The sequence below is a fragment of the Ruegeria sp. CDSA033 genome, assembly GCF_059612305.1.
The window spans coordinates 1-24,358 of sequence record NZ_JBXWQI010000025.1 but is presented as its reverse complement, the minus strand read 5'-3'; the positions used below and the strand labels follow the sequence as shown (position 1 = coordinate 24,358).

Sequence of the window (24,358 nt, the reverse complement as noted above, 5' to 3'; positions counted from 1 at the left end):
CGCCCATTGCCTTCTGCCCAGACAACGGACAATTCGGACACCCTCATGACATCTCAAACCTTACGCCTGGCCATTGATATCGGCGGCACCTTTACCGATACGGTGCTCGTCTCAGACGATGAAACCATATTGGCTTCGACCAAGACGCTCACGACGCACCAAAATCCTGCAGATGGCGCGATGGAAGGCGCAAAACGTGTCATGTCGGAATCGAGCCGGTCGTTGAATGAAGTGACAGGTTTCATCCACGGAACGACGCTGGCGACCAATGCATTGATCGAACGTCGAGGCGCTGTTGTGGCGACCGTGACGACCGAAGGGTTTCGCGACATTCTGGAAATCGCGTATGAGCGGCGATATGCGCAATATGACATCAACCTTGAAAAGCCGGACCTGCTGGTCCCACGCGAACGGGCGCTGACCATTCGCGAAAGAATGGCTGCCGATGGGAATGTGCTGATCCCGCTGGACGCCAGTTCGATAGACGCGCTGTTGGCCGAACTGGATGCCACCGGTGCAGAAGCGGTCGCAATCTGTTTGATGCATGCCTACGTCAACCCGTCGCACGAACGCAGGTTGCGCGAAATTCTCGCGGAAAAACGCCCCAGCCTGACAGTTTCAATTTCCTCTGATGTCAGCCCCGAGGCGCGCGAGTTCGACCGGCTTTGTACCACGGTCGCCAATGCCTACATCCAGCCGCTAATGGAAAGCTATCTGGCGCGCTTTGCCTCACGGTTCCAGACAGAAGGCGTGGCCTGCCCGATCCTGATGATGACGGCAGGTGGCGGGATGTGTACCGTTCAGACGGCCTCACGCTTTCCGATCCGGCTGGTCGAAAGCGGCCCGGCGGGCGGAGCAATTTTGGCCGCACGGATCGCAGCGCGGGCTGGGATTGACGAGGTTCTATCTTTCGACATGGGCGGGACGACTGCGAAGCTCTGCCTGATTGACAATGCACGGCCGCAAACCTCGCGCCAATTCGAAATCGCGCGGGCCGCGCGGTTCATCAAAGGGTCGGGCATGCCGGTACGTATCCCTGTTGTCGAAATGATCGAAATCGGCGCGGGAGGCGGCTCAATCGCCGGGGTTGACCGTCTGGGGCGGTTGACTGTGGGTCCAAAATCGGCCGGATCAGAACCCGGTCCGGCAGCCTTTGGGCGGGGCGGCACCGAGCCAACCGTGACCGACAGCGACATCACCCTGGGCTATATCGTACCGGAAACATTTGCCGAAGGGTTTATCAAGATCGACCCCGAAGCGTCTGAAGCTGCGCTAAACCGGGTCATCGCCGCGCGTCTGAACACGAACGGCACAGCGGCGGCGGACGGCGTCAGTCGCATCGTCGATGAAAGCATGGCCAGCGCGGCCCGAATGCACGCAGTGGAATCAGGCAAGGACCTTGGTTCCCGTACGATGATCGCCTTTGGCGGTAATGGCCCCCTGCACGCAAGCCGTGTGGCCCGATCCGCCGGGGTCCGTCGCGTTGTGATCCCGCCCAATCCGGGCGTCGGATCCGCAGTTGGGTTTCTGTTTGCTCCGGTCAGTTTTGAGATCGTCAGATCAAGTTATTCTCTACTTGAATCCCTGGATCTGGAGCGGGTCAACGCCCTATTTTCCGACATGATCGACGGGGCAAGCCGTGTGGTTGCCCAAGGCGCAGGTGATGCACCCACCGAAACGCAACGCACGGCCTTCATGCGCTACAACGGTCAGGGCCACGAGATCGAGATTGCCCTGCCCGATCGCGATTTAACTTTCGAAGACATAGAGCCGCTGACTGATGCGTTCGAGGCGGAATACCGTAAACAATTCTCGCGTCCCGTGCCGGGAATGCAAATCGAGATCCTGAACTGGGCGGCCCGCGTCGCAACCCCAGATAGAGACGTTCCAGATTTGCCGGAAACACCGTCTCTGACAACGATCACACCAGCCCAGACCCGCCCCATCACCTGCGATGTAGATGGTCAGACAAAGCAGGCTGGTTTTGTGTCACGCGGCAGCCTGAACCCGGGCGACCGGGTTTGCGGCCCGGCGCTGATCACGGAACCGCAGACGACGACCTTGGTCTCTGCTGATTTCTCGGCGCATGTGGACGCCATTGGAAACCTCATCCTTATCCAAGATCAGAAAGGAGGTGTATGATGATTGCCGATCAGTCCCCCGCCCGCCTGCAAGTCATGTGGAACCGCCTGCTTGCGGTGGTTGAAGAACAAGGTCAGACCCTGATCCGCGCCGCATTCTCACCCATTGTACGCGAATGCGGCGACATTTCTGCCGGGATTTTTGACGCCGAGGGTCGGATGCTGGCACAGGCGGTCACAGGAACACCGGGACACATCAACACGATGGCCGAAGCCGTGATGCACCTCCGTGGCCATTTCCCGGTCCAGCTCATGAAGCCCGGTGATATCTACATGACCAATGACCCCTGGCTGGCTTCGGGACACCTCAACGACTTTTTGCTGATGATGCCCGCATTCAAAAACGGCAAAGTCGTCGGCTTTACTTCATGCACTTCGCATCTTGTGGATCTGGGCGGCCTTGGAATGGGCCCCGAAGGGTCAGATATCTATGATGAGGGCCTGCTGATCCCACCCTGCAAACTGGTCGAACAAGGCGTCCCGAACGCCTTGCTTTTGGACATTGTCCGCGCCAACAGCCGCGAGCCCATTGCGAATGAGGGCGACATTTATGCACTGATCGCTTGCTGCGAAGCGGGCGTGAACCGCCTGCTCGATATGATGGATGAGTTCGGGATCGACGATCTGGATCAACTGGGCAGCTACATCATCGACACCTCGCGCCGAGGCACGCTTGAAGCCATCGCTGAAGTGCCCGCAGGCACCTATAGAAACGTTCTGAGGATGGACGGTTATGAAAAAGAACTGGAACTGCACGCGACCTTGACGGTCAACAAAACGGGCATGCATGTGGATTTCACGGGAACGTCGGGCTGTTCGGGCAAGGGTATCAATGTGCCGCTGAACTATGCGACCGCCTATACCGTCTTCGCCCTGCGCTGCATCGTCGGGTCTGACATCCCCAACAACGCCGGATCGCTAGAGCCGTTTACAGTGGACGGGCCAAAAGGCTGCATCCTCAATGCACAACGCCCCGCCCCGGTAGCAATGCGGCACACGCTAGGACAGGTAACACCGGATCTGGTGCTTGGATGCCTGCATCAGGCACTGCCGGATCAGGTCCCCGCCGAGGGCGCATCCTGCATGTTCGATCTGCCGATGCGGCACGCACCCGAAGTGGCGCGTGATGGAGGTCGGGAATTTGCGGTCGAGCCTGTGCACAATGGCGGCACCGGCGCACGGCCACACGCGGATGGCTTGTCTGCCACAGCCTACCCTTCGGGTGTGTTCGGATCACAGGTCGAAATCACGGAAAGCGTGGCACCGGTCACAATCTGGAAACGCGAACTACGCCAGGATTCAGGAGGTGCAGGCAAGTATCGCGGCGGTCTCGGCCAACGGATCGAGATGACCTCGGCCAATGGCGCACCCTTCCTCGTTTTCCTGTCGGTTGAGCGCCTCAAATTCCCCGCCCTCGGACGCATGGGTGGAAAACCCGGTGCACCCGGGCGCATTCGTTTCCTTGGTGGCGAAAATGATATCCCGGGCAAAGGAGAGCTGCGCGTTGAAGCTGACGACTACCTGGTCTTTGAAACCCCTGGGGGCGGTGGTTTTGGCGATCCGGCCGAGCGGGACCCGCAGGCAATCTCCCTAGACCTCAAGCGCGGGCAGATCAGCGCAGAAGGCGCAGAATCCTATGGGGGCACATCATGATCCGCCCGGTTCCCCACATAAGTGCAATGGCGGCCTATGCGCTGGCCGACCTTGGCGGTGAAAACACCATCTCGTTGGCCCAGAACGAAAGCGCCTTTCCCGCAAGTTCCGAAGCCATCAAGGCGGGGCGGGACGCAATGGCCGATCTGCAATTGTATCCTGATCCGGAATGGTCGGAACTGCGCACAGCAATCGCAGATGTGCATGGGCTCGATCCGGCACGGGTGCTGTGCGGAGCGGGCTCGATGGAGCTGATCGGCTGTTTGATCCGCGCCTATGCCGGGCGCGGTGATCGGGTCCTCGGCACGGATTACGGATATGCGTTTGTCGCCTCAGCCGTCGCTCAGGTTCAGGCCGATTACGTCAAGGCGCGTGAAGTGGATCTGACCGTATCCGTTGACGATATCATCGCCGTGGTGACACCTGAAACGCGGATCGTCTTTGTCTGCAACCCTGGCAACCCGACCGGCACCCTGATTTCGAATTCTGAAATCATTCGTCTGCGCGGGGAACTGCCCGCCGATGTTCTACTGGTCGTCGATCAGGCTTATGCTGAGTTTTCCGATCACATAGATGATCCGGCCGACATCTTCGCGCTGACCGATCGAGGGGACACCGTGATCATGCGCACCTTTTCCAAGGCCTATGGCCTGGCGGGAGCGCGTGCAGGATGGGGGTACTTCCCGCCCGAGATTGCGGCTGAACTGCGCAAATTGCTTAATCCAAACAATATTTCTATGGCTTCACAGGCGGCGGCAGTTGCAGCGATCCGCGATCAGGCGCATATGCAAAATGTGGTTACCCGAACGACTGAAATCCGTGAACGATTTGCCGTGGAATGTCGTGCGTTGGGCCTGATCGTTCCTCAAAGCCACACAAACTTTGTGCTACTGCGCTTTGAATCTACGCAGGATGCACAACGGGCTGATGCGGCGCTTCGATCTGACAACCTTCTGATGCGCGGAACGGGGGGATACGGCTTACCTGACTGCCTGCGCGCTACTATCTGCGAGGCACCGGTCATGGATCGGTGCCTGACCGCCCTGAAGGAAGCACTGAAGTGACCGAAACACGAACCGCAGCCAAAATCGGTGTTCTGGTACCCTTCACCAACACCAACCTCGAACCGGATATGGAGTTGTTGAGGCCGCCCAACACCACAGTCCATTTTCAACGCATGGGCGGGTATGACGTGGATGAAATCCCCGGCTCGGATCAGATGGCGGGGTTGGGCGCATCGGATATAACTCACGACCTGCGTATGATCTCGGGCATACGTCCCGATGTGGTGCTGTATGGCTGCACCTCGGCGACACTGACCCACGGACCGTCCTTTGATGCAGAGCTGGCCCAGCAGATCAAGGCAGGCTCGGGTGCAGTTTCGCTGACCGCTGCGGGTGCGCTGATCGCTGGGATCAAAGCCGTCGGCGCGACAAAGGTCGGCTTTTCGTCACCCTATTTGGGCGAGATCAATGCCCAAGCGATGGATTTCATGGCCTTAAACGCCATTGAAACCGTCAAATGTGCTGATGTCGGCCGCGAGCTTGGCAATTATGGGCAAGGTGAACTGACCCCGGGCGAGGTGTTCGACCTGGCGTGTGGGGCCGATCACCCAGATGCGCAGGCAATCGTCCTAAGCTGCACAGACATGCGCTCGGTCGAGGCGATTGAACGGATTGAGGCGGCGCTGAACAAACCCGTCATTACCTCCAATCAGGCGATGGTCTTTGGACTGCTGAAAGCGCTGAACCTACCGCGTCACGAAACGTTACCTGGGCGCCTGTTCGACAACTTGTGATCACGGCATGGTGAGCGCGACTTGCGTAGGATAGCTCAGAGTTCTCGCTGCCAGAGGTCGGTCGCCCGCTGCAGCGCGTCTTTTGCGCCAAGGACCTGCTAGTTTTTTTATATCACCCCTTGCGTAGCCTTTCTTAAAACGCAGGACGTCCGCGACATCACAGCACGCGTGACAGGAACGCCTTGGTGCGCGGTTCGCGTGGTTGGGAAAAGAGCACCTCGGGCGGGCCTTGCTCCAGGATGCGTCCGGCATCAAGGAAACACACTTTGTCCGCCAGCTCGCGTGCAAAGCCCATTTCGTGGGTGGCAAGTACCATGGTCATACCCTGCTTTCGCAGGTCTCTCAGCACGTCCAACACCTCGCCTACGAGCTCGGGATCCAGCGCGCTTGTAATCTCGTCAAACAACATGATCTGCGGCTCCATCGCCAGCGCACGGATGATAGCCACCCGCTGCTGCTGGCCGCCCGATAGCTGGTCTGGATAATGTTCCATCCGGTCACCCAGCCCAAAGCGCGTGAAAAGCTGGGTCACCTTCGGGCGTAAGTCTTCTCTGCTCAGTCCGCGCACACGACGTGGCGCAAGCATCACGTTCTCTGCCGCTGTCATGTGGGGAAAGAGGTTGTAGCTCTGGAACACAATGCCGATCTGTTGGCGCACGGGCTGTGGGTCAAGCCCCGGTTCCGAGATGTCCTTCCCGTCCAGCCAGATCTCGCCGTCATCGATGGGTTCAAGCAGGTTCATGCAGCGCAAGAGCGTGGATTTTCCAGAGCCTGAGGCGCCAATCAGGCACACCATCTCGCCCTCAGCCACATCCAGGTCAATGCCCTTGCATACCTCGTGATCATCGAACCGTTTCCGCACCCCACGTAAGGATAACTTCGCCGTCATGTGCGCGCCCTGTTCTGCTTGTTCATAAGGTAGTCCGCATACCGCGTGGCTGGTATGGTCAGCGCAAGAAAGATAAGCGCTGCACCCACATAAGGCGTAAAATTGGCATAGAGCGATTTGTAAACACCAGCCTGTCGGAAAATCTCAACCGGGCCGATAAAGGACAATAGCGCCACGTCCTTCTGCAAAGCGATGAACAGGTTCATATTGGCAGGAACGACGTTTCGTATGGCTTGTGGCAAGACCACATAGCGCATGGTGTCCTGATCGCTTAGCCCCAACGAGGCCGCGGCGGATCGCTGTGACTGATGGATCGAGTCAATGCCCGAGCGGATCACCTCGGCGACATAGGCCGAATAGACCAAGACCAGCGCCAGCGTGCCCCAAATGTAGGGGCTGTTCCAGGGCCTCGGCAGGCCCAACCCGGGCACGCCAAAGCCAATAATGTAGATAACAAGAACCACCGGCAGGCCACGGAAGATGTCCGTATATGCAATACCGAATAACCGCAGCGGAAAAAGCGCAGGTGCGCGCGTGTCCCGACACAGCGCGATAACCAGACCCGTGATCGCGATAAGCGGCGCAGACCACGCAAAAATCATCACGTTCATCAGAAAGGCTTCGAGCAATCCGGGAAACGTCTCGGCGAAGACCCGGCTGTTGAAAAACGAGCGTTGTACGGCCTCCCAACCAGGGGCAAGCGGGACGAGGACGACGATGGCAAGAGCCACGCTGACCACTGAAATCAGCGCGATGCGATTTGAGCGACGCCGTACCTCGGCTTCATAAACCTCGCGACGCGTGGGCGTTGCGGCAGAGTGCTCAACCGAGTCTTTTTGCAATGACGTTTCTTCCATCTACTCGATGACCGGTACACCTGTAGCCTCGGACAGCCATTGGGTTTCAATCGCCGCAAGCTCGCCGCTTTCGGTCAGTTCTGAGATGGCCGCGTTGACGCATTCCTTCAACGCGTTGCCCTCTTCCATCAAAACGCCGAACTGATCAGGACTTTCGGATTGCCCCGGAGGGAACTGGCCAAGCAATGCACCGTTTTCGACCACGACAGCCGACAGATAGAGTGCCGTAGGCAGGTCATAAATTGCGGCATCGATCTGGCCGGCCATGATGGCAGCATTCACATCAGCGTTGTCGTTGTAAAGCAGCGGTTCACTAGACGGCTGGATCACGTCGTTCAGCATCGGGATTGCGGTCGTCGTGGCCACAGCGCCCCACTTCAAATCCTTGAGGCCGTCCAACGTCGCTTCTGCGCCGGAATCGACAACGTTCTGGGTGGTCAGAACCGCCATGGCTGAGGTGTAATAGGGCAGGCTGAAATCAACCATTTCTTCCCGTTCGGGCGTGATCGAGTACTGCTGCATGTTGAAATCGAAGTTCTTTGCACCGGGCTGAATCGCCTCGTCAAAACTTGTACGAACCCAGGTGACATTGTCCTGAGCAAAGCCCATTTTTTCGGCAATCGCATACGCAACGGCAGCTTCGAATCCTTCGCCGCTTTCGGGCGCGTCATTCATTACCCAGGGATAGTAGGCCGGATTACCTGTCGCGATTGTCAGGGTGCCCTCTGTAAGGGTCTTGCCTTTGGCGCAGGTCCCATCGCCCGCGGCAAACACCGAGGTTGTTGAGAAAAGTAAGGCCAGAGCTGGGCCAGCAATCAGTTTCATCAATCTTCTCCCTGTTTTTGTTTGGTCACAGGTTCTTATGCGCAGGGGGATTTGTCTAGGTGTTTGATCCCGCGAATTGATATCACAGTCTTTTCATTGAAATAGGAGGAGACACAATGCGACCAGCCTTTCGTGGCAACACCGCGCACGGTAGCCCGGCGCGTAACTTGCACGGCAAATCTGCCGCGAAAGGATGCAAGCAAAATAAGGGAAGATGACGAATTTGAATGAAGACTAACAGTCACCGAGGATGCTTCGCGCGGCATCCTGTTCGTTCCATGTTTGAACCACCTTCAGGAGTTGGTATGACGCTGCCATCCAAGCAGGCTGAAACAGGCAAACAAAATGGCGGCGACACAGACAATCGAGGGCCCGGCCGGCGTGTCGAAGACATAAGCCGCCCTCAACCCAGCCACAGCAGACGTCGCCCCAATTGCCGCTGCAATCAGGGCCATCGTTTCCGGTGACCGCGCCAGATTGCGCGCCGCAGCGGCTGGTATGATGAGCATCGCCGCTATCAACAGAACACCCACAACTTTGATGGCGACTGCCACCGTGATGGCCAGTGCAAGCGTCAAAACCAGTTGTTCGCGCTTGGGGTCGAACCCGCTGGCATAGGCCAGTTCCTCGTTCAACGTCGCCGTCAACAGCTGGGACCAACGCCAGGCAATCAAAATTACGACCAGTGCAGCGCCGCCCCAGATGACGGCCAGATCCGAACGGGAAACGGCCAGAATGTCGCCAAACAGATAGGCCATCAAATCAATCCGGACACCGGAGAGGAATGAAACCGCCACAAGACCAAATGCCAAAGCGGAATGTGCCATGACACCCAGCAACGTATCCATTGCGTACCCACGACCTGCCAACAGCGTCACGGTCAGCGCCATCAACAAGGCGACGGCCAGCGCACCTGTAAAAACCGACATCTGAAACGTTAGCGACAAGGCCACGCCAAGAATGGCTGCGTGCGCTGTGGCATCGCCGAAATAGGCCATACGGCGCCACACCACAAAACACCCCAACGGCGCCGCAGCAAAGGCCACGCCCACTCCGGCCAGTGTGGCCCGGGTCATGAAATCATCAAGCATTATTCTGCGGCTTCCTGTGAGTCTTTTCCATGATTATGATGATGATCGTGGTTGTGATCATGATCATGGCGGTAAAGGGCAAGCGCTCCACCTGTTCCGGTTCCGAACAACGCGCGGTATTCGGGGGCCGAGGCCACCACCGCCGGAGACCCCTCGCAACAGACATGGCCGTTCAGGCAGATCACCCGGTCCGAGGCACTCATTACCACGTGGAGCTCGTGGCTTATCATGATGATAGCGCACCCTGTTTCCTGACGTACGTCTTCGATCTGGCGATAGAACGCAGCCGACCCGGGCTGATCCAACCCTTGCGTGGCCTCATCCAGCAACAGGATTTCGGGCCGGTTGATCAAAGCCCGCGCAAGCAGCACGCGCTGGAATTGTCCGCCCGAAAGCTGTGACATCTGGCGCCTGAGCAGGTCGGGCACACCGGCTGTTTCCAGCGCAGTCGCGCAATCCTTCTTTGACGCGCGATGGGTCAGACGCATAAACCGTTCGACGGTGATCGGCAGGGTCGGGTCGATATGCAGCTTTTGCGGGACGTAGCCAATTCTCAGCCCCAGCTTTCGCTTTACCTGCCCGGCAGACGGTTTGATTGCACCGATTATGGCGCGCAGCAGGCTTGTCTTACCCGAACCGTTAGGGCCGACGATGGTCATAATTTCACCAGGTTCGACCCCCATGTTGATGTGCCGTAACACGGTATTGGCCCCATAGCTAACGCTGAGGTCTTCTACGGTAATCAGGTTCATTTCTACGCCTTTTCGGTGCAGTCGGGGCAAACGCCTTCGGCTTCTACAACGGTCCGCTCGATCTCGAAACCCACTGCCCGGGCGGCTGCGCCCAGCTCTCCCTTCGCGGGTGTTGAATGTGTTTCGGCCACAGCATCACATTTCCTGCAAATCATGAAGGCCGGGGAATGCGTTGCCCCTGGATGTGCGCAGGCGACAAATGCGTTCAACCGTTCGATTTTGTGGACAAACCCGTTCTCGACAAGAAAATCGAGGGCGCGGTAAGCCACTGGTGGCTGCGATCCGAAGCCTTCGTCGCGCAATCGATCAAGAATTGTATAGGCACCCAAGGCCCGATGTTCTTGCAGCAGCATCTCCAAAACCTTGCGCCGCACAGGCGTCAGCCGCAGACCTTCTTCTTTGCACCGGGTCTCGGCAACGGTCAGGCTACTTTCGACGCAGTGCGCGTGGTCGTGCTTTTGGAATCCGACAAGGGCGGAGTCTTCAGCAGGTGCAGGTCTCATCTCACTTGTCATGTTATTCCATATCATATATGCCACTCGCAACGTTATAAAATCACATAGAGGGTTTGATGTCCAGAAAGCTTCTTCCTGTTTCGATCACGGCTGCGTTGATGGGGGGCACAGCGATGGCCGATGTCCCAAATGTTGCAGTTGATATTGCACCGGTGCACTCATTGGTGGCGCGCGTGATGGAAGGTGTTGGCACACCGAACCTGATCGTACAAACCGGCGCGTCCCCGCATGAATACAACCTCCGCCCTTCCGAAGCGGCTGCCTTGCAGAATGCGGATTTGGTAATCTGGATGGGCGAGGACCTGACCCCATGGATGGAAGGCGCGGTCGAGACCCTGGCCAACGGAGCGACGGTCACCCCCCTGTTGGAAGCGAATGGCACCGTCCTACTGGATTTCCGCGAGGACGCGCTGTTTGAGGCGCATGATCATGGCGATGAAGATCACGCTGAAGAGGAGGGCCATGACGATCATGACCACGAAGAGCATGCCGAGGGCGAAGGCCACGATCACGAGGATCATGCAGAACACGACGACCACCATGACCACGCGCATGGCAATCATGATCCACATGCCTGGCTTTCGCCCAAAAACGCTGACACCTGGCTGAATGTGATTGCCGCGCAGCTTTCCGCAGCAGACCCGGACAATGCGGGTGCATATTTTGCAAACGCGGCGGCTGCGCGCGAAGAGATGGCAGCCCTCTCTGCTGAAGTAAGTGCAACTCTGGAACCTGTACGCGGAAGCAACTTCATCGTCTTCCACGATGCCTATCAGTATTTCGAAAACGCCTTCGATATCCCCGCGTCGGGTGCAATTTCGCTTAGTGACGCGTCGGATCCAAGCCCGGCGCGGATTTCTGAGATTCAGGGGCGCATTCGCGAAGAAGGCATCAATTGTGTTCTGTCGGAACCGCAATTCAACCCCGGCATCGTCGCCACTGTCCTGGACGGAACCGAAGCGAATACCGGTGTGATAGATCCGCTAGGTTCTGATCTTGAACCCGGGGCTGAGCTTTACCCGCAAATGATCCGGAACATCGCAATAACATTGGCGGAATGCCTATGATCTGATCGGGCAGCCCGTTTTGGTATGGAAATCCAGAGCGGGCTGAACATCGCCAGGGACACCAAGGCATCTCGGAAACTTGTTTTTCGTTTCGGTGCTCGCGGCATGCGCTCGCTTGGAAACTCAGCCAGATGTCTTCTAGAATTCCCAACAGAACGACGCAGTCGGAGGCTGCAGCGGTGTCGGAATCAACGATCCGGACACTGGTTACCGGTCAGGCATGCGCAATCCCGGCTCACGACGCGCGCCCGTAAAACCCGATGCGTTCTTCGTTTGTGAACTGAACGTTTGGCCGATCATAAAAGGAAAACACGGCGATCATGCGGTCGCGGTCGCCTTGAACAGGCGAAACGCGGTGCGCCGTGTTTTTGCCTTTGAAGATGTTCAAAATCCCCGGCTGCAGTTTCATGAGCGTGGGCTTGCGCCGGCCTTGCAGCAATTCTGCCACCCTATCGTAATTCGGGTTGTCATCACTACGCAGGTCCTTTTCGTACTCGAATTCACCTCCCGCAGATGGCGCTTGCAACAGCAGCGTTGTGGTGAATTCGGACCTGTCGAAATGCCAGTTCAGGGCCTGCCCGGCTGAGTAAGCCATGACGTTCACGCGGGCCAGCGGATCATCCATCACAAAAAGCTTTGGCTTTTCCATGACCGCAGCCAGAAACTGCGCAAATGGCGGCCATTCGTACAGGCGGATCACAAAGGCTTGCCCCATCTGATCCGCACAAATCGTCCTGTTAGACGTCTCAAATTGGGTCAGGGCCGGATGGCCGCTGCCGAGGCCCTCGATAGACTTCCTGAAATAGATGTTGTGCCGTCGTGCATGGACAAAAGCCTCTTCGGCAAAAACCGGTTGCAGCTCAGACACCGCCGATTCCAGTGCGCTGTCGCGAACAAAGCCAGGCAAGTTGAATAGTCCATTCTCAGAAAGATCGGCTTTGCAGCGTTCGATCAGGCTGTGCCAGGCCATGCTGCCTGGCTGGTCCAGTGGATACAAATCCAAGTTTAAGACATCACGCATCTTCGACCCTCCCTTCCTGTTATCCTGAGCAGGGCTTGAAACATGGTTTTATCAATGGATAGCCTTTTTGGGGAGAATAAGAATTTCAAAAGCTCTGACCGGAAACGGATTGCCCGGCGGAAAGCGCCTGTTCCTGGGGGCGCTTGTTCAGTAGAAATGGCGGCGATGGATTATAAGTCGAAGACCCTCATCAGGATGAGCATGTCGCCGATCCCTTTGCGGCAGGGTTACCGGATAGCTTACGCAAAAAGACGTAGATCTCCACCAGATGTAAAAAAAATTCGTAACGGCGCTGCAAAGTTAAGGCACCACTGAATTCAGCAGTGGGGATCAATCTGGCACACTCGCCCGGCGACGTGAGGTAACCGCCCTGACTTGTTGACGCAGGCTATTTGCCCGCATACGAACTTGCCCACATGCAGGAAACCCACAGCCGACGCGGCACAAATTCCGCCGGACATCCAAGGAATAACGCCATGAGCGAACATATCATCGTCAGCACTCAGGATCGCGTCACCACAGTCACGATTTCTCGCACAGACAAGAAAAACGCGATCACTTTTGCCATGTATACCGCGATAGCTGAAGCCATCGAAGAATACGGTCAAACCGATCAAGCCCGGGCGCTGGTCATCACTGGTGAAGGCGATATGTTCACAGCCGGAAATGATCTGCAGGACTTTATGACAGGGGGCCTTCCGGCGGGTGACGCTGAAAATCCGATTATTCGGTTCCTGAATGCGATCCGGGATTGTCCGAAACCCCTGATCGCCGCAGTCAACGGATCTGCAATTGGTGTTGGTCTGACCATGCTGCTGCACTGCGATCTGGTCTATTCCGCGAACAGCGCTACATTCAGCGCTCCATTTGTCCAACTGGGTCTGGTTCCCGAGGCCGGTTCTTCGATGTTGCTGCCTGCGTCCCTCGGTATGGCTGTCGCCAATGACGTCTTGCTGGCCGGGCGGGTTCTGACGGCATCCGAAGCCCTGAACCATGGGTTGGTCGGGCGCGTCTTTGCCGACGGGGAGTTGATGAGCAAAGTCCAGGAGATCGCAAAAGCCATTGCAGCCTCATCCCCGGTAGCGCTCAAACAGTCAAAGGCCCTGATCCGCAATCAGCGTGACAAAGTGGCCGGACACATGGCCGCGGAAATCAAGATTTTTGCCGCGCAGCTACAATCCCCGGATTTCGCCGAAAGCGTTGCGGCCAAACTGCAAAAACGCGCACCGAATTACAGCTGACCCGCGCCTTTGAGGGACTACGGCTTTCCTCGCCTCGAAGGCAGCCCCGACTATTTCGGAAACGGAAACTGAGGCACAAAACGCCACTGACGCAAGCCCAAGCTGAAACCAACCTTCCGTTATTGGCCTACATGGCGAATAACGGAAGGATATCGACTTAATTTCATTACCGGGCTGGTCAATTCCGCCCGGCAATGGAATCAGTGCGCATCAACAAATTTTGATTCGCCCTGACACGCTTTAACAAGCCGAAATAGGGCGTGCCCTGTGGCTGTTGGATGGCGTTTCACCCGATAGCCGCGTGAAGTCAGAGGAAAAGCATGGGCCTAACCTGCTATGACGTGATGGTACCGTCTGAGGTACAAAAGACCATTCTGCCGGATGAAAGCATCGCCACGGCCTTCAACATCATCAGGGGCAGCCGGGCACGATTTCTGCCTGTCGTGGCTGAAGACGGAACTTATGTTGGCGTCTTTACTGCCCCAACGCTGCTGAAACTGATCCTGCCGAAAGCGGCGACAATCGGTCTGAATGATGATGCGTCGCGCGTCGCGATCGACTCGCTCAGCTTCATGAACCTGACGCGGGATGATTTCGAACAACAGATGGAGCGGCTGAAGACCGAAAAGGTTCGCGACAACATGTCGAGGCCCTCGAACATCCCCGTTGCTGCACCCGACACGCCAGTGATGGAAGGTATCTTCCTGATCTACAAATACAAACGGCACGTGATTCTTGTTGAGCCCGAAACCAACCGTTTCGTTGGCACCGTAAGCGCCAACTCGCTTTTGGATCGCGCACTCAGCTAACCCTATACAAACCGGACTAAAACTTTGACTACGCATTCGACGTCACACGGAGAGGCCGCTCTCTCTGTTCCACAACTATTGGGCATTGATCCGCTTTGGATCGCGACCGGAATTCTGATTTTGGTGTATGCGGTCCTGATCACAGAAAAGGTCAACCGCGCCATTTTGACGATGCTGGGCGCGTCCCTGATGGTCCTGTTTGGCATCATCAATCAGGAACAGGCCGTGGCGGGTGTGGACGCCAACACTCTGGCACTACTTATCGGCATGATGGTCATCGTGGGGATCACCAGCAAATGCGGATTGTTCCAATACGTAGCGATCAAGGCCGCAAAAGCGGTGAAAGCCAATCCAACCGGCATCCTGATCATGCTGACGCTGATTACGGCGGTGTTTTCGGCCCTGCTGGACAACGTAACGACCGTTTTGCTGATCGCCCCGATTACGCTGCTGATCACTGAAGCCCTAGAAACGCGTGTGTTCCCGTTCTTTGTCGCCGAGATCCTGGCCTCGAACGTGGGGGGAACAGCGACGCTGATCGGTGACCCGCCCAACATCATCATTGGCTCGGCCGCAGGGCTGAGCTTCAACGATTTCGTGGTGAACCTGGCGCCTATCTCGGCCATATGTCTGGTTGTCCTGACCGGCATTATTTACCTTATGAACCGCAAGGAACTGGCCCGCATTCCGAAATCGGCCAGCGATCGGATTATGGGGTTCAACGAATCCGAAGCGGTCACTGATGTTGTCTTGATGATCAAGTCTCTGGCCGTTTTGGCTCTGGTTTTGCTGGGGTTCACGCTGGGGCACAGCTACGGCATTCAGCCGGGTACGTCAGCGTTGGCCGGTGCAGGCCTGTTGATGCTGTTGGCTTACGGACATCAAAGCGGCGAAGAGCAGTCCGAGTCGGTTCACCACATCTTTGGCGAAGTCGAATGGGTCACGATCTTTTTCTTCGGTGGGCTGTTCGTCATCGTTGCCGGTGTCGAACATGTTGGACTGCTGGCATTCTTCGGTGAGAAAGTGCTGGAGCTGACCCAAGGCGACATGATGTGGACCGCGTTCTTCATCTTCTGGGCCTCTGGCATCCTGTCGGCCATTCTGGACAACATCCCGTTTGTGGCAACGATGATCCCTCTGATCGAATCCACCGCGGATACATTTGGCGGCGAAGACGCGATTGAACCCTTGTGGTGGTCGCTGGCGCTTGGCGCCTGTCTGGGCGGCAACGGTACACTGTTGGGGGCAAGCGCCAACCTTACGGTGGCTGCTTTTGCGGAAAAGGCCAAGCAGCCCATCGGCTTCATCGCCTTCGCCAAAATTGCATTCCCGATCATGATCCTGACCCTGATGATCGCGAACGTCTATATTTGGCTGCGTTACTTCTGACCTGTGGCCCTTTGAACCAAACGTATTACAGGTTCAAAGGGCGTCCGACTCCGGACAGGTTTACTTGCCCGCATGCGACACGCACCGCGCTGAGGCACCGAATTTGGTTGTCTTTCTAGCCAATCCTCCTTAGTGACGGCCTCACCTCGGGGAGCACGGCCCGCCGCGCTGAGATGCTTAACAAGCGAACCCGTAGAACCTGAACCGGCTAGAACCGGCGGAGGGAAGGGTTTCGGTTTCATCCATCCTTGCCCTCTCGCCGCAATGGAGGATGACATGAAACATCTGCTAATTGCTGCGGGACTTCTGAGTGCAACTTCGGCTATCGCCGCCGACAAGCCTCAGCTTACCGTTTACACCTATGACAGCTTTGTATCTGACTGGGGCCCCGGCCCGCAGGTCAAAGAAGCTTTTGAAGCGGTCTGCGACTGCAAACTGAACCTTGTTGGCGTTGAAGATGGTGCCGCGCTTTTGTCGCGTGTCCGGCTTGAGGGTGAAAACTCTGACGCGGACGTCGTTCTTGGATTGGACACCAATCTAATTGCATCGGCCCGGGAAACCGGCCTGTTTGCGCCCAATTCCGTCTCAGCCGACTTCGCACTGCCGATCGAGTGGTCCGATGACACGTTCACCCCGTATGACTGGGGCTACTTCGCCTTTGTTCACAAAGCGGATGCGACAGCGCCAGCGAACTTCCGGGAGCTGGCGGACAGCGACACCAAGATCATCATCCAGGACCCTCGCTCGTCCACGCCCGGTCTGGGTCTGCTGATGTGGGTCAAAGCAGCTTATGGTGACGAAGCACCAGAGATTTGGGCCGATCTTTCCGACAACATCGTGACGGTCACCAAAGGTTGGTCCGAGGCATACGGCCTGTTCCTTGAGGGCGAGTCGGACATGGTTCTCAGTTACACCACATCTCCGGCCTATCACCTGATCGCCGAGGATGACGGCAGCAAAGCCGCGTCAGCTTTCGACGAAGGCAATTACTTGCAGGTTGAAGTCGCTGCAAAACTGGCCGCAACAGATCAGGCCGATCTGGCGGATCAGTTTTTGCAGTTCATGGTCTCAGACGCGTTCCAGCAGATCATTCCAACAACCAACTGGATGTACCCGGCCGTAACCCCGGCAGAAGGGTTACCGAAAGGGTTCGACACCCTGACAGTGCCGGCAAAGTCGCTTCTGTTCTCTCCCGATGAAGCCGCCGCCGTGCGGGATCAGGCCCTGGCAGAATGGCAGAACGCGCTCAGCCAGTAAGCCCATGGCCCGGTATCGGTGCGGCGGCTCTGGTCGCCGCGCTGATCCTGGGCACCCTTGCGGCGGTTGCGCTGCGTGCTGAAACCAGCGGCGGATTCAGTCCCGCCGACTGGGCTGCGCTGCGGTTCACGCTGACCCAAGCCACGCTGTCCGCATTGTTCAGCGTGGTGTTGGCCGTGCCGATTGCGCGGGCTTTGGCACGTCGGAGGTTCCCCGGCCGACGGGCTTTAATTGCGCTTTTGGGCGCGCCCTTCATCCTGCCGGTCATCGTTGCCATTCTGGGTCTGCTGCAAGTCTTTGGCCGGTCGGGATGGATCTCGGACATCCTTGGCATTTTCGGCCTGCCGCCCATACGCATTTACGGCTTGCATGGGGTCGTACTGGCGCATGTGTTTTTCAACCTGCCCCTGGCCACGCGCCTTGTGTTGCAAGCCTGGCAGGAAATTCCTGCCGAACGGTTTCGCCTGGCCGCACAACTGGGCTGCAATGGCATGGCCATGTTTCGACTGATCGAGATGCCCATGCTCAAACGGACCCTGCCCGGGGTTCTTGCAGTAATCTTCGCCATCTGCCTGACCAGCTTCGCCGTTGCCCTCACCTTGGGCGGAGGGCCACGGGCTACAACGATCGAATTGGCAATCTATCAGGCTTTTACCTACGATTTCGACCTGGGCCGCGCCGCGCTGTTATCCGCCCTGCAACTTGCCCTGACAGCTGCGACCGCTTTAGTGGCGCTGAAGTTTTCGCGCGGGGACGGTTTTGGAACAGGCCTTGATCGCGCCTTGCGCCGCTGGGACGGGGGTGCGCCGATGATAGATGTATTCTGGATCGTCGCAGCGGCCGTCTTTTTGCTGCTTCCTTTAGCATCGGTCGTAATTTCGGGAGCTGCCGGGTTGTTTGACATGCCTGCAATCGTTTTTCGGGCCGCGCTGATCTCGGTCCTTGTTGCCGCTGCAAGCACCGCAGTCCTGCTTTTGCTTGCTTTGCCTATGGCCACCGCTGTCGCGAGCGGCCGGTACGGGCTTGTGGAACTCAGTGGCATTTTGGGTTTGGCCGCATCACCACTGGTGATCGGTACGGGCCTGTTCATCTTAATCCGGCCTTTGGCAAACCCGACGACATTGGCTCTGCCTGTCACTGCTTTGGTGAATGCTGCAATGGCCCTGCCCTTTGCTTTACGCATTTTGGTCCCCGCGGCGCGCGACATAACCGCCAGGCACGGACGTCTCGCGCTTTCATTGGATATGACAAAGTGGACGTTTTTCACGCGCATCTTGCTACCGCGCATGCGTCCGCAGATCGGGTTCGCCGCTGGTCTTGGGGCGGCTCTGTCAATGGGTGATCTGGGTGTGATCGCACTGTTCGCCGATCCGCAGATCGCGACCCTGCCGTTGCAAATCTACCGCTTGATGGGTGCCTATCAGATGCAGGCTGCTGCCGGCGGGGCACTACTGCTGTTGCTGCTGTCCATGGGCGCATTCTGGCTATTGGACCGAGGAGGGCGCTGGCATGCTGAAGCTTGACGACTGCGTGATTGAAAACGGGAATTTCACCCTAAACGCCGATATCCAGATCGAGGTTGGCAACAGCATTGCCATTGTCGGCCCGTCCGGGGCGGGCAAGTCCACATTGCTGGAGACCATCGCTGGATTTCGGGATCTGAAAAAGGGTCAGATTTTTTGGAGTGGACAACAGATTTCCAATTTGCATCCCGGCAAGCGCCCTATGGCGATGCTGTTTCAAGACGGAAACCTGTTTCCGCATCTGACGGCTGAACAAAACATCGCCCTGGGCCTGCGCCCAAACGGTCGGTTGTCCGAAGACGAGGATACTCAAGTTCAGTCCGCTCTGGGCCGGGTTTCTTTGCATGGTATGGGCGCGCGCAAACCCTCGGAACTGTCCGGAGGACAGCAAAGCCGGGTTGCCCTGGCCCGCGTACTTGTGCAGCGGCGCGAATTGTTGCTTTTGGACGAACCGTTTGCCGCCCTTGGACCAGCCTTGAAAGCCGAAATGCTGGATTTGGTGGCCGATCTGGTGGCCGAAACCCAAACGACCCTGTTGATGGTCAGCCACGATCCGCAGGATGCACGCCGTATTGCCGACCAAACCGTACTTGTTGCAGACGAAACGGTGCATGCCCCCGTTCAGACAGCGGAACTCTTTGACAACCCGCCGCCAAGCCTGCGTGCCTATCTTGGCTAGCGGTGATCCCGCCTCAGACGTCAACGAGGCGTTGTAACGGGTCGCCAAGCTAAATATCGTTCAAAGATGGTCAACGAAGACAAGCATACGCAGCACACTGGCGTGATCGACAAAAGCGCCCAGGCGCAAAGCAACCGCCAGACAAGGTTGAAAATCCGAATTTCCACTCTGCTGGCGCTGACCATTGGCGGGCTGGTGGCAATATCGGCCGGTGCAGTTCTGTTGGTTTCGACTTATGCCAATTTTCAGAACACGACGGAACTGTTGAATACGTCTGCCGCGATGATCGTCGAATCCATCGAAGACGATATCTTCAGCCTGACGACACCGATCGAGGAACTGGCACAATCCCTACAAGAAGACGCAAGCACGGGTGAAGTCGATCTGAACGACACCGATTTTCTGAAAGCCTACTTCAAAGGCGTGGTGGCTTCGGTCCCGTATCTGACAGATCTTGCCATCGTGTATCCTGACGGCAGTCTGTTCATTTCAACACATGTCACCGATGTTGAGGGGCCACGTTTAATAACGTCATACGAGCCTCCGGCTGCAGGCACGCTTCAGTATCTTAAAGATGTTAAAGGCTATGATGGTTTGTTCTGGAACGAACCCTTCTTTGACCAGGGCCGGACACATATCTCAGCGACTGTACCTGCCTATAAAGACGGTATTTTCCTCGGGGCCGTGCTCGTTTCTTCTACCGTTCACCATTTCTCGGGCCTGGTCGACGAGTTAAGCGGGAAATACGGGGCAACCGGTTTTGTTCTGTACGGTGACAACCGCGTTCTGGCCCATCCCAAATTGCTGAACCTGTCTGCAAACACGTTAAGCTCAAACGCCCCCTTGCATTCGGTCGCAGCACTTGATGACGCGGTCATCTCACAAATGCTGATGCAGCCACCCGAGTTTCAGGGCAACGATGGAACATTTGTCGGATATGTGGTCGAGGCGCTGGACGGAGAACACCTGGTATTGACAAGCATCGTCAGCGGCTTCGGATCTGAGCCGTGGGTGATCGGGCAGTATTCTCCACTGAGCGATTGGAGCAACCAATGGTCCCGGCTGAGTGATGCCGCCTTGGTCAGTCTTGGTTTACTGATCGCTTCGGTCATTGCGGCGCTTGTGTTGGCCAGACGATTGGCGGCACCCATTCACAGGTCGACCGAAGAAGCCATCAAAATCAGCGAGCTGAATCTGAACCAGATCGACCACCTGCCCCCCTCTCGGGTCTCAGAACTGAACCTTCAGGCTGTGGCCTTCAACAAGATGCTCGACGGGCTGCGCTGGTTTCAAACTTATTTGCCCCGAACCCTTGTACGGCAAATGCTAAAGACCGGAGACCCTAACCTTGTGTTGCCGCGCGAAGTCGAACTGACCGTCATGTTCGCCGACATCGTGGGGTTCACACCCGCATCCGAGGCCATGACACCACAAGCCACGGCAGCAATGTTGAACCGGCATTTCGAGATCCTGAACCGCTGTATAGAATCCGAGGGCGGAACGCTCGACAAATACATCGGCGACGCGGCGATGGCGTTCTGGGGTGCGCCCCAGGACCAGACGGATCATGCCGAGCGCGCCTGCCGGGCTGCAATGGCAATCAAGCGATCTCTGGCTGAGGCTGGCGTCGCGTACGGCGTCAAAATCGCGGTGCACACCGGGCCGCTGATTGTCGGCAATATCGGGGCCGTCGACAGGATGAATTACACGGTGATCGGCGACACAGTGAACACCTGTGCCCGGATCGAGACCCTGGTAGGCGAGCTGCCAAGTGACGAGCAAACCACGATTTTGATCAGCGATGCCACAGCCCGACTGATCAGCCCGGCTTTTCATCTGATCGACTGCGGCGAATTCACGGTCAAAGGACGTTCAAGGAAAGTGAATGTCTACCGCCTTTGCGATGCAGATAAGACCCTTGGCCCCGCGGCATAACCTGCCAGAAATTTCAGTGCCCATATAAAGGTCACTCCGTGCGCCGCAATTGCTTTGGGGTTTTGCCGTATTCGGCCTTGAATGTCTGGGCAAGCGTAGAGGTTGACGCAAAACCGCAGGCAATGGCGATGTCAATAATCGGCATTTGCGAGTTCGAAACCAGGGTAAACGCTTTTTTTAACCTGATCTTTCTATAAAATTTTCCGGGCGATGTGCTCAGGTGCAGCATGAACTGACGCTCTAACTGCCGGGTAGATACGCCCACACGGCGGGCAAGACTGGCCGTTGGCAACGGGTGCTCGGTATTTTCCTCCATGATGCGGATCGCGTTTTGCAGCCGCTTTTCCAGGAAATTCGGGTTCGCGCTCAGGCCTTTGGGTTGTTCTTGCGCGTGGCCCCGAACGTCGTTCAGCATCAATTGACAGGCCAGTTCAGCCCTGTCCTGAGGCTCAAGAACCTCAGCTAGAATGCCGATGATCGCCTCGGCGGTATGACAGTGTCCGGCGCAAGTCAGCACTGTTCCATTTCGGGCAACAAGACTTTCAGAAAGCATGGGGTAATCCCCAATCTCACGCAGTAAACCTATGTCGCGCCAATGTGCCGTGACCGGCCCGGATTGTTGCACTGTCGCCTTGATATATTCGCGTGCCGCGTCCGAAAACAAGGCAACCGGTCGTTTGTGTTTTTGCATTGCCCGGACGCGTCGCAGCCATGTGCTGACATCTCCCAACTGACCGCCCACAACACACAGGCAGTCGCTCAGATACTGGTCAGAGATGGCAGGCGTTGCACGTACAATCAGGTCTGAGCAGCTGGAAACCAGACCGGGCGTGTCCGACGTAATCTGCCACCGAAAGAGATCGCGGTTGAGAACGTCATTTGCCGTCTGCAAAACGGCAATGATGGACGACAGCTCCAAGTAAGCAAACTCCGCCTGAACAAAAATCTCGAAAGTTATCTGCTGTTCGGTCTTCGATTTGTCTGTGGGTGCTAACATTCGACGAGATCTTGTTGTTCTTTATCAGCGCGATAGCCCCTTTTTAGACCCGCTTCGTCTTTAGGGCAGCCGAACATCAATTGGCGATGGCTTAGTTTGAACCGATCACAGGAATGAAAGCAAGGAGCAAGTCCGCGTGCCCGATCGCAGAGGCTATCGCGACCGAACTCTTCCGACGACAACCGTACACGCCGAACTGCGGGAACCGGACGGCCCTGCGCACAGAAACGCAATGCTTACGATGGCTTATGCTGCCGCCATTTGGCTGGTTCTTTCGACCAACACTTCTGCCTGACGGATCGATGCGTAATCGATCAGCAGGCCGTCCAAGGACGCAGCCCCCTTCCCCGAGGCTTCGGCATGGGACATGGCAATAAGAATGCGCTGAGCCTTGGTCACCTCGGTGTCAGTTGGGGATATGATCTCATTGACCAATGCAATCTGGCTCAGGTGGATTTTCCATCTACAATCATAACCCAAAACGGCTGCACTTTTCGCTGTCGTGCAATAACCGTCAGGATCCCGAAAACCACCTAGGGGCTCGTCAACCTGACGTAACCCGTTTGCGCGTGCTGTGCCGACTTTTTAAGCCAATACATTGTGTCGAACATCGCCCCAATGGATCAGACAGCCACCAATCAGCATCCACATCTGTTATGAAAGAATAATACGGTTCACACCGCAGTTGATCGTCGTCCGCGTACGGGTTAATGCGGCGTAGTCGGCAACACCAAAATGCGGACTTTCATTGGATTTCGAAACTGCAGCGAGCTCAACGAAATTCTACATGCCCAATGCAATTTAGATGATGCGCTCGAATCCGATCCGCTCATTAAATCCCTTGGCATCCTCGATCTGAGTTACCAGTGCGCGGCATTGATCGAATGGATTTTACTTGATCTCTCATGTGTTAGGTCTTGGAGATGGAAGCCATCAGGAAGTTTACAAATTGGCGGATTTTGCCCTTATCGGAATAGATCTGGCGAATATTGAGTTCAACTACATAGATGCAGCTAAACAGGAGAGGTGATGTGTTTTAAACAACAAGGACGTAACAAACTTCTATCGCTCGTTGCTGCACTGCCATCGTGCACCATCCCGATGGAGTCATGTTCCGGGAGCTATTATTAAGGGCGCGAGTTTGAAGCCCTCGGACATACGGTTCAGTTGATCGCGCCCAAATATGTCAAACCGTTTGTGAAACGCATCAAGAGTGGTGCGATCAGCGCTGAAGCCATTTGCGAGGTAGCGCTGCGACCAACGATGCAACTTGTGCAGGTCCTTAGCAAAGGCAATCAAGCAGCGGCCCTGGATTTCAAGCGCGAGATCTGTTGGTCCGGCATCGCGCGCAGTTCATCAATGCTTTGCGCGGGCATTTATCCGAGTTCGGGTTTGTGGTTGCGAAAGGCCCAACACATGTCCGTAAACTTGTTTCTGCGGTCGAAGATGGGGCCATTGAATTGCCGGCGATGTCCCGTCCTCTCCTGAGCATTTTTTTGTCGTTACGCTTGACACTTTGAATGGCCGTTTCAGACAGTTGGAGGCGCAAATCGCTCAGCGTGCCAAGGAAAATATGTCAGAGGTTGACCTCGATACCAGACGTTGGCCAGACTATTGCGACAGCGATTGCTGTAATTGCTCCCCCACATTCGGCATTTAGACGAGGCTGCGATTTTGCAACACGAGTAGGCTTGACCCCACTCCAGCATTCAACACGCGGCAAGCCGCAACTGGGAGCGTACATTAAAGATAGGCAACCGGACGTGGCGATGCCTCTCCATTATTGGCTACAGCCCCGAAGTAAAATGGGCCAAGCAAAAGGGAGCCGTCCCGGGCATTTGGTTAGGGTCAGGACTCATAGCCAATAGATAACGAGTGCTGCGAGGGCGATTGCTGACAGGAAGACCTTCGGGCACCTG

Annotated in this window: 21 protein-coding genes, 1 pseudogene and 1 riboswitch; of the genes and pseudogenes, 13 read left to right on the top strand and 9 right to left on the bottom strand. The window is 56.6% G+C overall.

Annotated features, from left to right (window positions below):
* The first annotated feature begins 45 nt into the window (after window positions 1–45).
* Genes AC2FLA_RS20345 through AC2FLA_RS20330 form a run of 4 tightly spaced genes read left to right on the top strand, consistent with a single transcriptional unit; the run spans window position 46 to window position 5,592 of the window.
* Window positions 46–2,142, top strand: a complete 2,097-nt coding sequence (locus AC2FLA_RS20345) for a hydantoinase/oxoprolinase family protein (RefSeq protein WP_496724767.1) — start codon at window positions 46–48, stop codon at window positions 2,140–2,142.
* Window positions 2,142–3,794 carry a hydantoinase B/oxoprolinase family protein gene (locus AC2FLA_RS20340; RefSeq protein WP_496724765.1) on the top strand — a complete coding sequence of 551 codons (1,653 nt, stop codon included), beginning with the start codon at window positions 2,142–2,144 and terminating at the stop codon, window positions 3,792–3,794. Before AC2FLA_RS20345 ends, AC2FLA_RS20340 begins: the two co-directional genes overlap by 1 nt.
* Window positions 3,791–4,858, top strand: coding sequence for a pyridoxal phosphate-dependent aminotransferase (locus tag AC2FLA_RS20335; RefSeq protein WP_496724763.1), 1,068 nt, complete (start codon window positions 3,791–3,793; stop codon window positions 4,856–4,858). Before AC2FLA_RS20340 ends, AC2FLA_RS20335 begins: the two co-directional genes overlap by 4 nt.
* The gene (locus AC2FLA_RS20330; RefSeq protein ID WP_496724761.1) at window positions 4,855–5,592 is read left to right on the top strand and encodes a maleate cis-trans isomerase family protein; all 738 of its coding nucleotides are present in this window, start codon (window positions 4,855–4,857) and stop codon (window positions 5,590–5,592) included. Before AC2FLA_RS20335 ends, AC2FLA_RS20330 begins: the two co-directional genes overlap by 4 nt.
* Before the next feature lie 157 nt (window positions 5,593–5,749).
* Here AC2FLA_RS20330 and AC2FLA_RS20325 read toward each other — a convergent pair whose 3' ends face one another.
* From AC2FLA_RS20325 to AC2FLA_RS20300, 6 genes are all read right to left on the bottom strand, one after another.
* The gene (locus tag AC2FLA_RS20325; protein ID WP_496724759.1) at window positions 5,750–6,481 is read right to left on the bottom strand and encodes an amino acid ABC transporter ATP-binding protein; all 732 of its coding nucleotides are present in this window, start codon (window positions 6,479–6,481) and stop codon (window positions 5,750–5,752) included.
* Entirely contained in the window at window positions 6,478–7,338 is an 861-nt protein-coding gene (locus AC2FLA_RS20320) for an amino acid ABC transporter permease (protein WP_496724757.1), read from the bottom strand. Before AC2FLA_RS20320 ends, AC2FLA_RS20325 begins: the two co-directional genes overlap by 4 nt.
* Window positions 7,339–8,163, bottom strand: coding sequence for an ABC transporter substrate-binding protein (locus tag AC2FLA_RS20315; RefSeq protein WP_496724755.1), 825 nt, complete (start codon window positions 8,161–8,163; stop codon window positions 7,339–7,341). It abuts the gene before it with no gap.
* Window positions 8,164–8,456: 293 nt separating this feature from the next.
* Window positions 8,457–9,254 carry an iron chelate uptake ABC transporter family permease subunit gene (locus AC2FLA_RS20310; RefSeq protein WP_282119277.1) on the bottom strand — a complete coding sequence of 266 codons (798 nt, stop codon included), beginning with the start codon at window positions 9,252–9,254 and terminating at the stop codon, window positions 8,457–8,459.
* A complete protein-coding gene (locus AC2FLA_RS20305; protein WP_282119276.1) occupies window positions 9,254–10,006 on the bottom strand; it encodes a metal ABC transporter ATP-binding protein in 753 nt (250 codons plus the stop codon). The genes AC2FLA_RS20310 and AC2FLA_RS20305 overlap by 1 nt, the downstream gene beginning before the upstream one ends.
* A gap of 2 nt (window positions 10,007–10,008) precedes the next feature.
* The gene (locus AC2FLA_RS20300; protein WP_108859557.1) at window positions 10,009–10,521 is read right to left on the bottom strand and encodes a Fur family transcriptional regulator; all 513 of its coding nucleotides are present in this window, start codon (window positions 10,519–10,521) and stop codon (window positions 10,009–10,011) included.
* 56 nt (window positions 10,522–10,577) lie between these two features.
* On the opposite strand from AC2FLA_RS20300, the gene AC2FLA_RS20295 reads away from it, so the two are divergent.
* On the top strand, window positions 10,578–11,588 hold the full coding sequence (locus tag AC2FLA_RS20295) for a zinc ABC transporter substrate-binding protein (protein ID WP_496724753.1): 1,011 nt from the start codon (window positions 10,578–10,580) through the stop codon (window positions 11,586–11,588).
* A gap of 235 nt (window positions 11,589–11,823) precedes the next feature.
* On the opposite strand, the gene AC2FLA_RS20290 is transcribed toward AC2FLA_RS20295, so the two are convergent.
* Window positions 11,824–12,609: a HalD/BesD family halogenase gene (locus AC2FLA_RS20290; RefSeq protein WP_496724751.1), complete on the bottom strand. Its 786-nt coding sequence runs from the start codon at window positions 12,607–12,609 to the stop codon at window positions 11,824–11,826.
* 476 nt (window positions 12,610–13,085) lie between these two features.
* On the opposite strand from AC2FLA_RS20290, the gene AC2FLA_RS20285 reads away from it, so the two are divergent.
* From AC2FLA_RS20285 to AC2FLA_RS20255, 7 genes are all read left to right on the top strand, one after another.
* Window positions 13,086–13,850, top strand: coding sequence for an enoyl-CoA hydratase (locus tag AC2FLA_RS20285; protein WP_496724749.1), 765 nt, complete (start codon window positions 13,086–13,088; stop codon window positions 13,848–13,850).
* Window positions 13,851–14,170: 320 nt separating this feature from the next.
* On the top strand, window positions 14,171–14,659 hold the full coding sequence (locus tag AC2FLA_RS20280; RefSeq protein WP_496724747.1) for a CBS domain-containing protein: 489 nt from the start codon (window positions 14,171–14,173) through the stop codon (window positions 14,657–14,659).
* Window positions 14,660–14,683: 24 nt separating this feature from the next.
* Entirely contained in the window at window positions 14,684–16,048 is a 1,365-nt protein-coding gene (locus AC2FLA_RS20275) for an ArsB/NhaD family transporter (RefSeq protein ID WP_496724746.1), read from the top strand.
* 137 nt (window positions 16,049–16,185) lie between these two features.
* Window positions 16,186–16,291, top strand: a riboswitch (TPP riboswitch).
* 33 nt (window positions 16,292–16,324) lie between these two features.
* Window positions 16,325–17,305, top strand: a complete 981-nt coding sequence (gene thiB, locus AC2FLA_RS20270) for a thiamine ABC transporter substrate binding subunit (RefSeq protein WP_496724744.1) — start codon at window positions 16,325–16,327, stop codon at window positions 17,303–17,305.
* Window positions 17,281–18,828, top strand: coding sequence for a thiamine/thiamine pyrophosphate ABC transporter permease ThiP (locus tag AC2FLA_RS20265; protein WP_496724742.1), 1,548 nt, complete (start codon window positions 17,281–17,283; stop codon window positions 18,826–18,828). The genes thiB and AC2FLA_RS20265 overlap by 25 nt, the downstream gene beginning before the upstream one ends.
* Window positions 18,815–19,507 (top strand): thiamine ABC transporter ATP-binding protein, encoded by a 693-nt coding sequence (locus AC2FLA_RS20260; RefSeq protein WP_496724740.1) that lies wholly within the window; start codon window positions 18,815–18,817, stop codon window positions 19,505–19,507. The genes AC2FLA_RS20265 and AC2FLA_RS20260 overlap by 14 nt, the downstream gene beginning before the upstream one ends.
* A 66-nt stretch (window positions 19,508–19,573) precedes the next feature.
* Window positions 19,574–21,442: an adenylate/guanylate cyclase domain-containing protein gene (locus tag AC2FLA_RS20255; RefSeq protein WP_496724738.1), complete on the top strand. Its 1,869-nt coding sequence runs from the start codon at window positions 19,574–19,576 to the stop codon at window positions 21,440–21,442.
* A gap of 31 nt (window positions 21,443–21,473) precedes the next feature.
* On the opposite strand, the gene AC2FLA_RS20250 is transcribed toward AC2FLA_RS20255, so the two are convergent.
* Both AC2FLA_RS20250 and AC2FLA_RS20245 read right to left on the bottom strand, forming a co-directional pair.
* Window positions 21,474–22,439, bottom strand: coding sequence for a GlxA family transcriptional regulator (locus tag AC2FLA_RS20250; protein WP_496724736.1), 966 nt, complete (start codon window positions 22,437–22,439; stop codon window positions 21,474–21,476).
* A 246-nt stretch (window positions 22,440–22,685) separates the two neighbouring features.
* A pseudogene (locus tag AC2FLA_RS20245) lies at window positions 22,686–23,306 on the bottom strand (CoA ester lyase); the annotation flags it as partial.
* A 653-nt stretch (window positions 23,307–23,959) separates the two neighbouring features.
* Here AC2FLA_RS20245 and AC2FLA_RS20240 point away from each other — a divergent pair.
* Entirely contained in the window at window positions 23,960–24,307 is a 348-nt protein-coding gene (locus tag AC2FLA_RS20240; RefSeq protein ID WP_496724734.1) for a transposase, read from the top strand.
* Window positions 24,308–24,358 lie beyond the last annotated feature (51 nt).

Bases quoted from the DNA above. Each gene is read 5' to 3' on its own strand.
- AC2FLA_RS20240 (WP_496724734.1), top strand. From the start codon at position 23,960: ATGGCCGTTTCAGACAGTTGGAGGCGCAAATCGCTCAGCGTGCCAAGG.
- thiB (WP_496724744.1), top strand. From the start codon at position 16,325: ATGAAACATCTGCTAATTGCTGCGGGACTTCTGAGTGCAACTTCGGCT.
- AC2FLA_RS20340 (WP_496724765.1), top strand. From the start codon at position 2,142: ATGATTGCCGATCAGTCCCCCGCCCGCCTGCAAGTCATGTGGAACCGC.
- AC2FLA_RS20305 (WP_282119276.1), bottom strand. From the start codon at position 10,006: ATGAACCTGATTACCGTAGAAGACCTCAGCGTTAGCTATGGGGCCAAT.
- AC2FLA_RS20255 (WP_496724738.1), top strand. From the start codon at position 19,574: ATGGTCAACGAAGACAAGCATACGCAGCACACTGGCGTGATCGACAAA.
- AC2FLA_RS20285 (WP_496724749.1), top strand. From the start codon at position 13,086: ATGAGCGAACATATCATCGTCAGCACTCAGGATCGCGTCACCACAGTC.
- AC2FLA_RS20310 (WP_282119277.1), bottom strand. From the start codon at position 9,254: ATGCTTGATGATTTCATGACCCGGGCCACACTGGCCGGAGTGGGCGTG.
- AC2FLA_RS20345 (WP_496724767.1), top strand. From the start codon at position 46: ATGACATCTCAAACCTTACGCCTGGCCATTGATATCGGCGGCACCTTT.
- AC2FLA_RS20315 (WP_496724755.1), bottom strand. From the start codon at position 8,163: ATGAAACTGATTGCTGGCCCAGCTCTGGCCTTACTTTTCTCAACAACC.
- AC2FLA_RS20280 (WP_496724747.1), top strand. From the start codon at position 14,171: ATGGGCCTAACCTGCTATGACGTGATGGTACCGTCTGAGGTACAAAAG.
- AC2FLA_RS20300 (WP_108859557.1), bottom strand. From the start codon at position 10,521: ATGACAAGTGAGATGAGACCTGCACCTGCTGAAGACTCCGCCCTTGTC.
- AC2FLA_RS20250 (WP_496724736.1), bottom strand. From the start codon at position 22,439: ATGTTAGCACCCACAGACAAATCGAAGACCGAACAGCAGATAACTTTC.
- AC2FLA_RS20320 (WP_496724757.1), bottom strand. From the start codon at position 7,338: ATGGAAGAAACGTCATTGCAAAAAGACTCGGTTGAGCACTCTGCCGCA.
- AC2FLA_RS20295 (WP_496724753.1), top strand. From the start codon at position 10,578: ATGTCCAGAAAGCTTCTTCCTGTTTCGATCACGGCTGCGTTGATGGGG.
- AC2FLA_RS20290 (WP_496724751.1), bottom strand. From the start codon at position 12,609: ATGCGTGATGTCTTAAACTTGGATTTGTATCCACTGGACCAGCCAGGC.
- AC2FLA_RS20265 (WP_496724742.1), top strand. From the start codon at position 17,281: ATGGCAGAACGCGCTCAGCCAGTAAGCCCATGGCCCGGTATCGGTGCG.
- AC2FLA_RS20335 (WP_496724763.1), top strand. From the start codon at position 3,791: ATGATCCGCCCGGTTCCCCACATAAGTGCAATGGCGGCCTATGCGCTG.
- AC2FLA_RS20325 (WP_496724759.1), bottom strand. From the start codon at position 6,481: ATGACGGCGAAGTTATCCTTACGTGGGGTGCGGAAACGGTTCGATGAT.
- AC2FLA_RS20260 (WP_496724740.1), top strand. From the start codon at position 18,815: ATGCTGAAGCTTGACGACTGCGTGATTGAAAACGGGAATTTCACCCTA.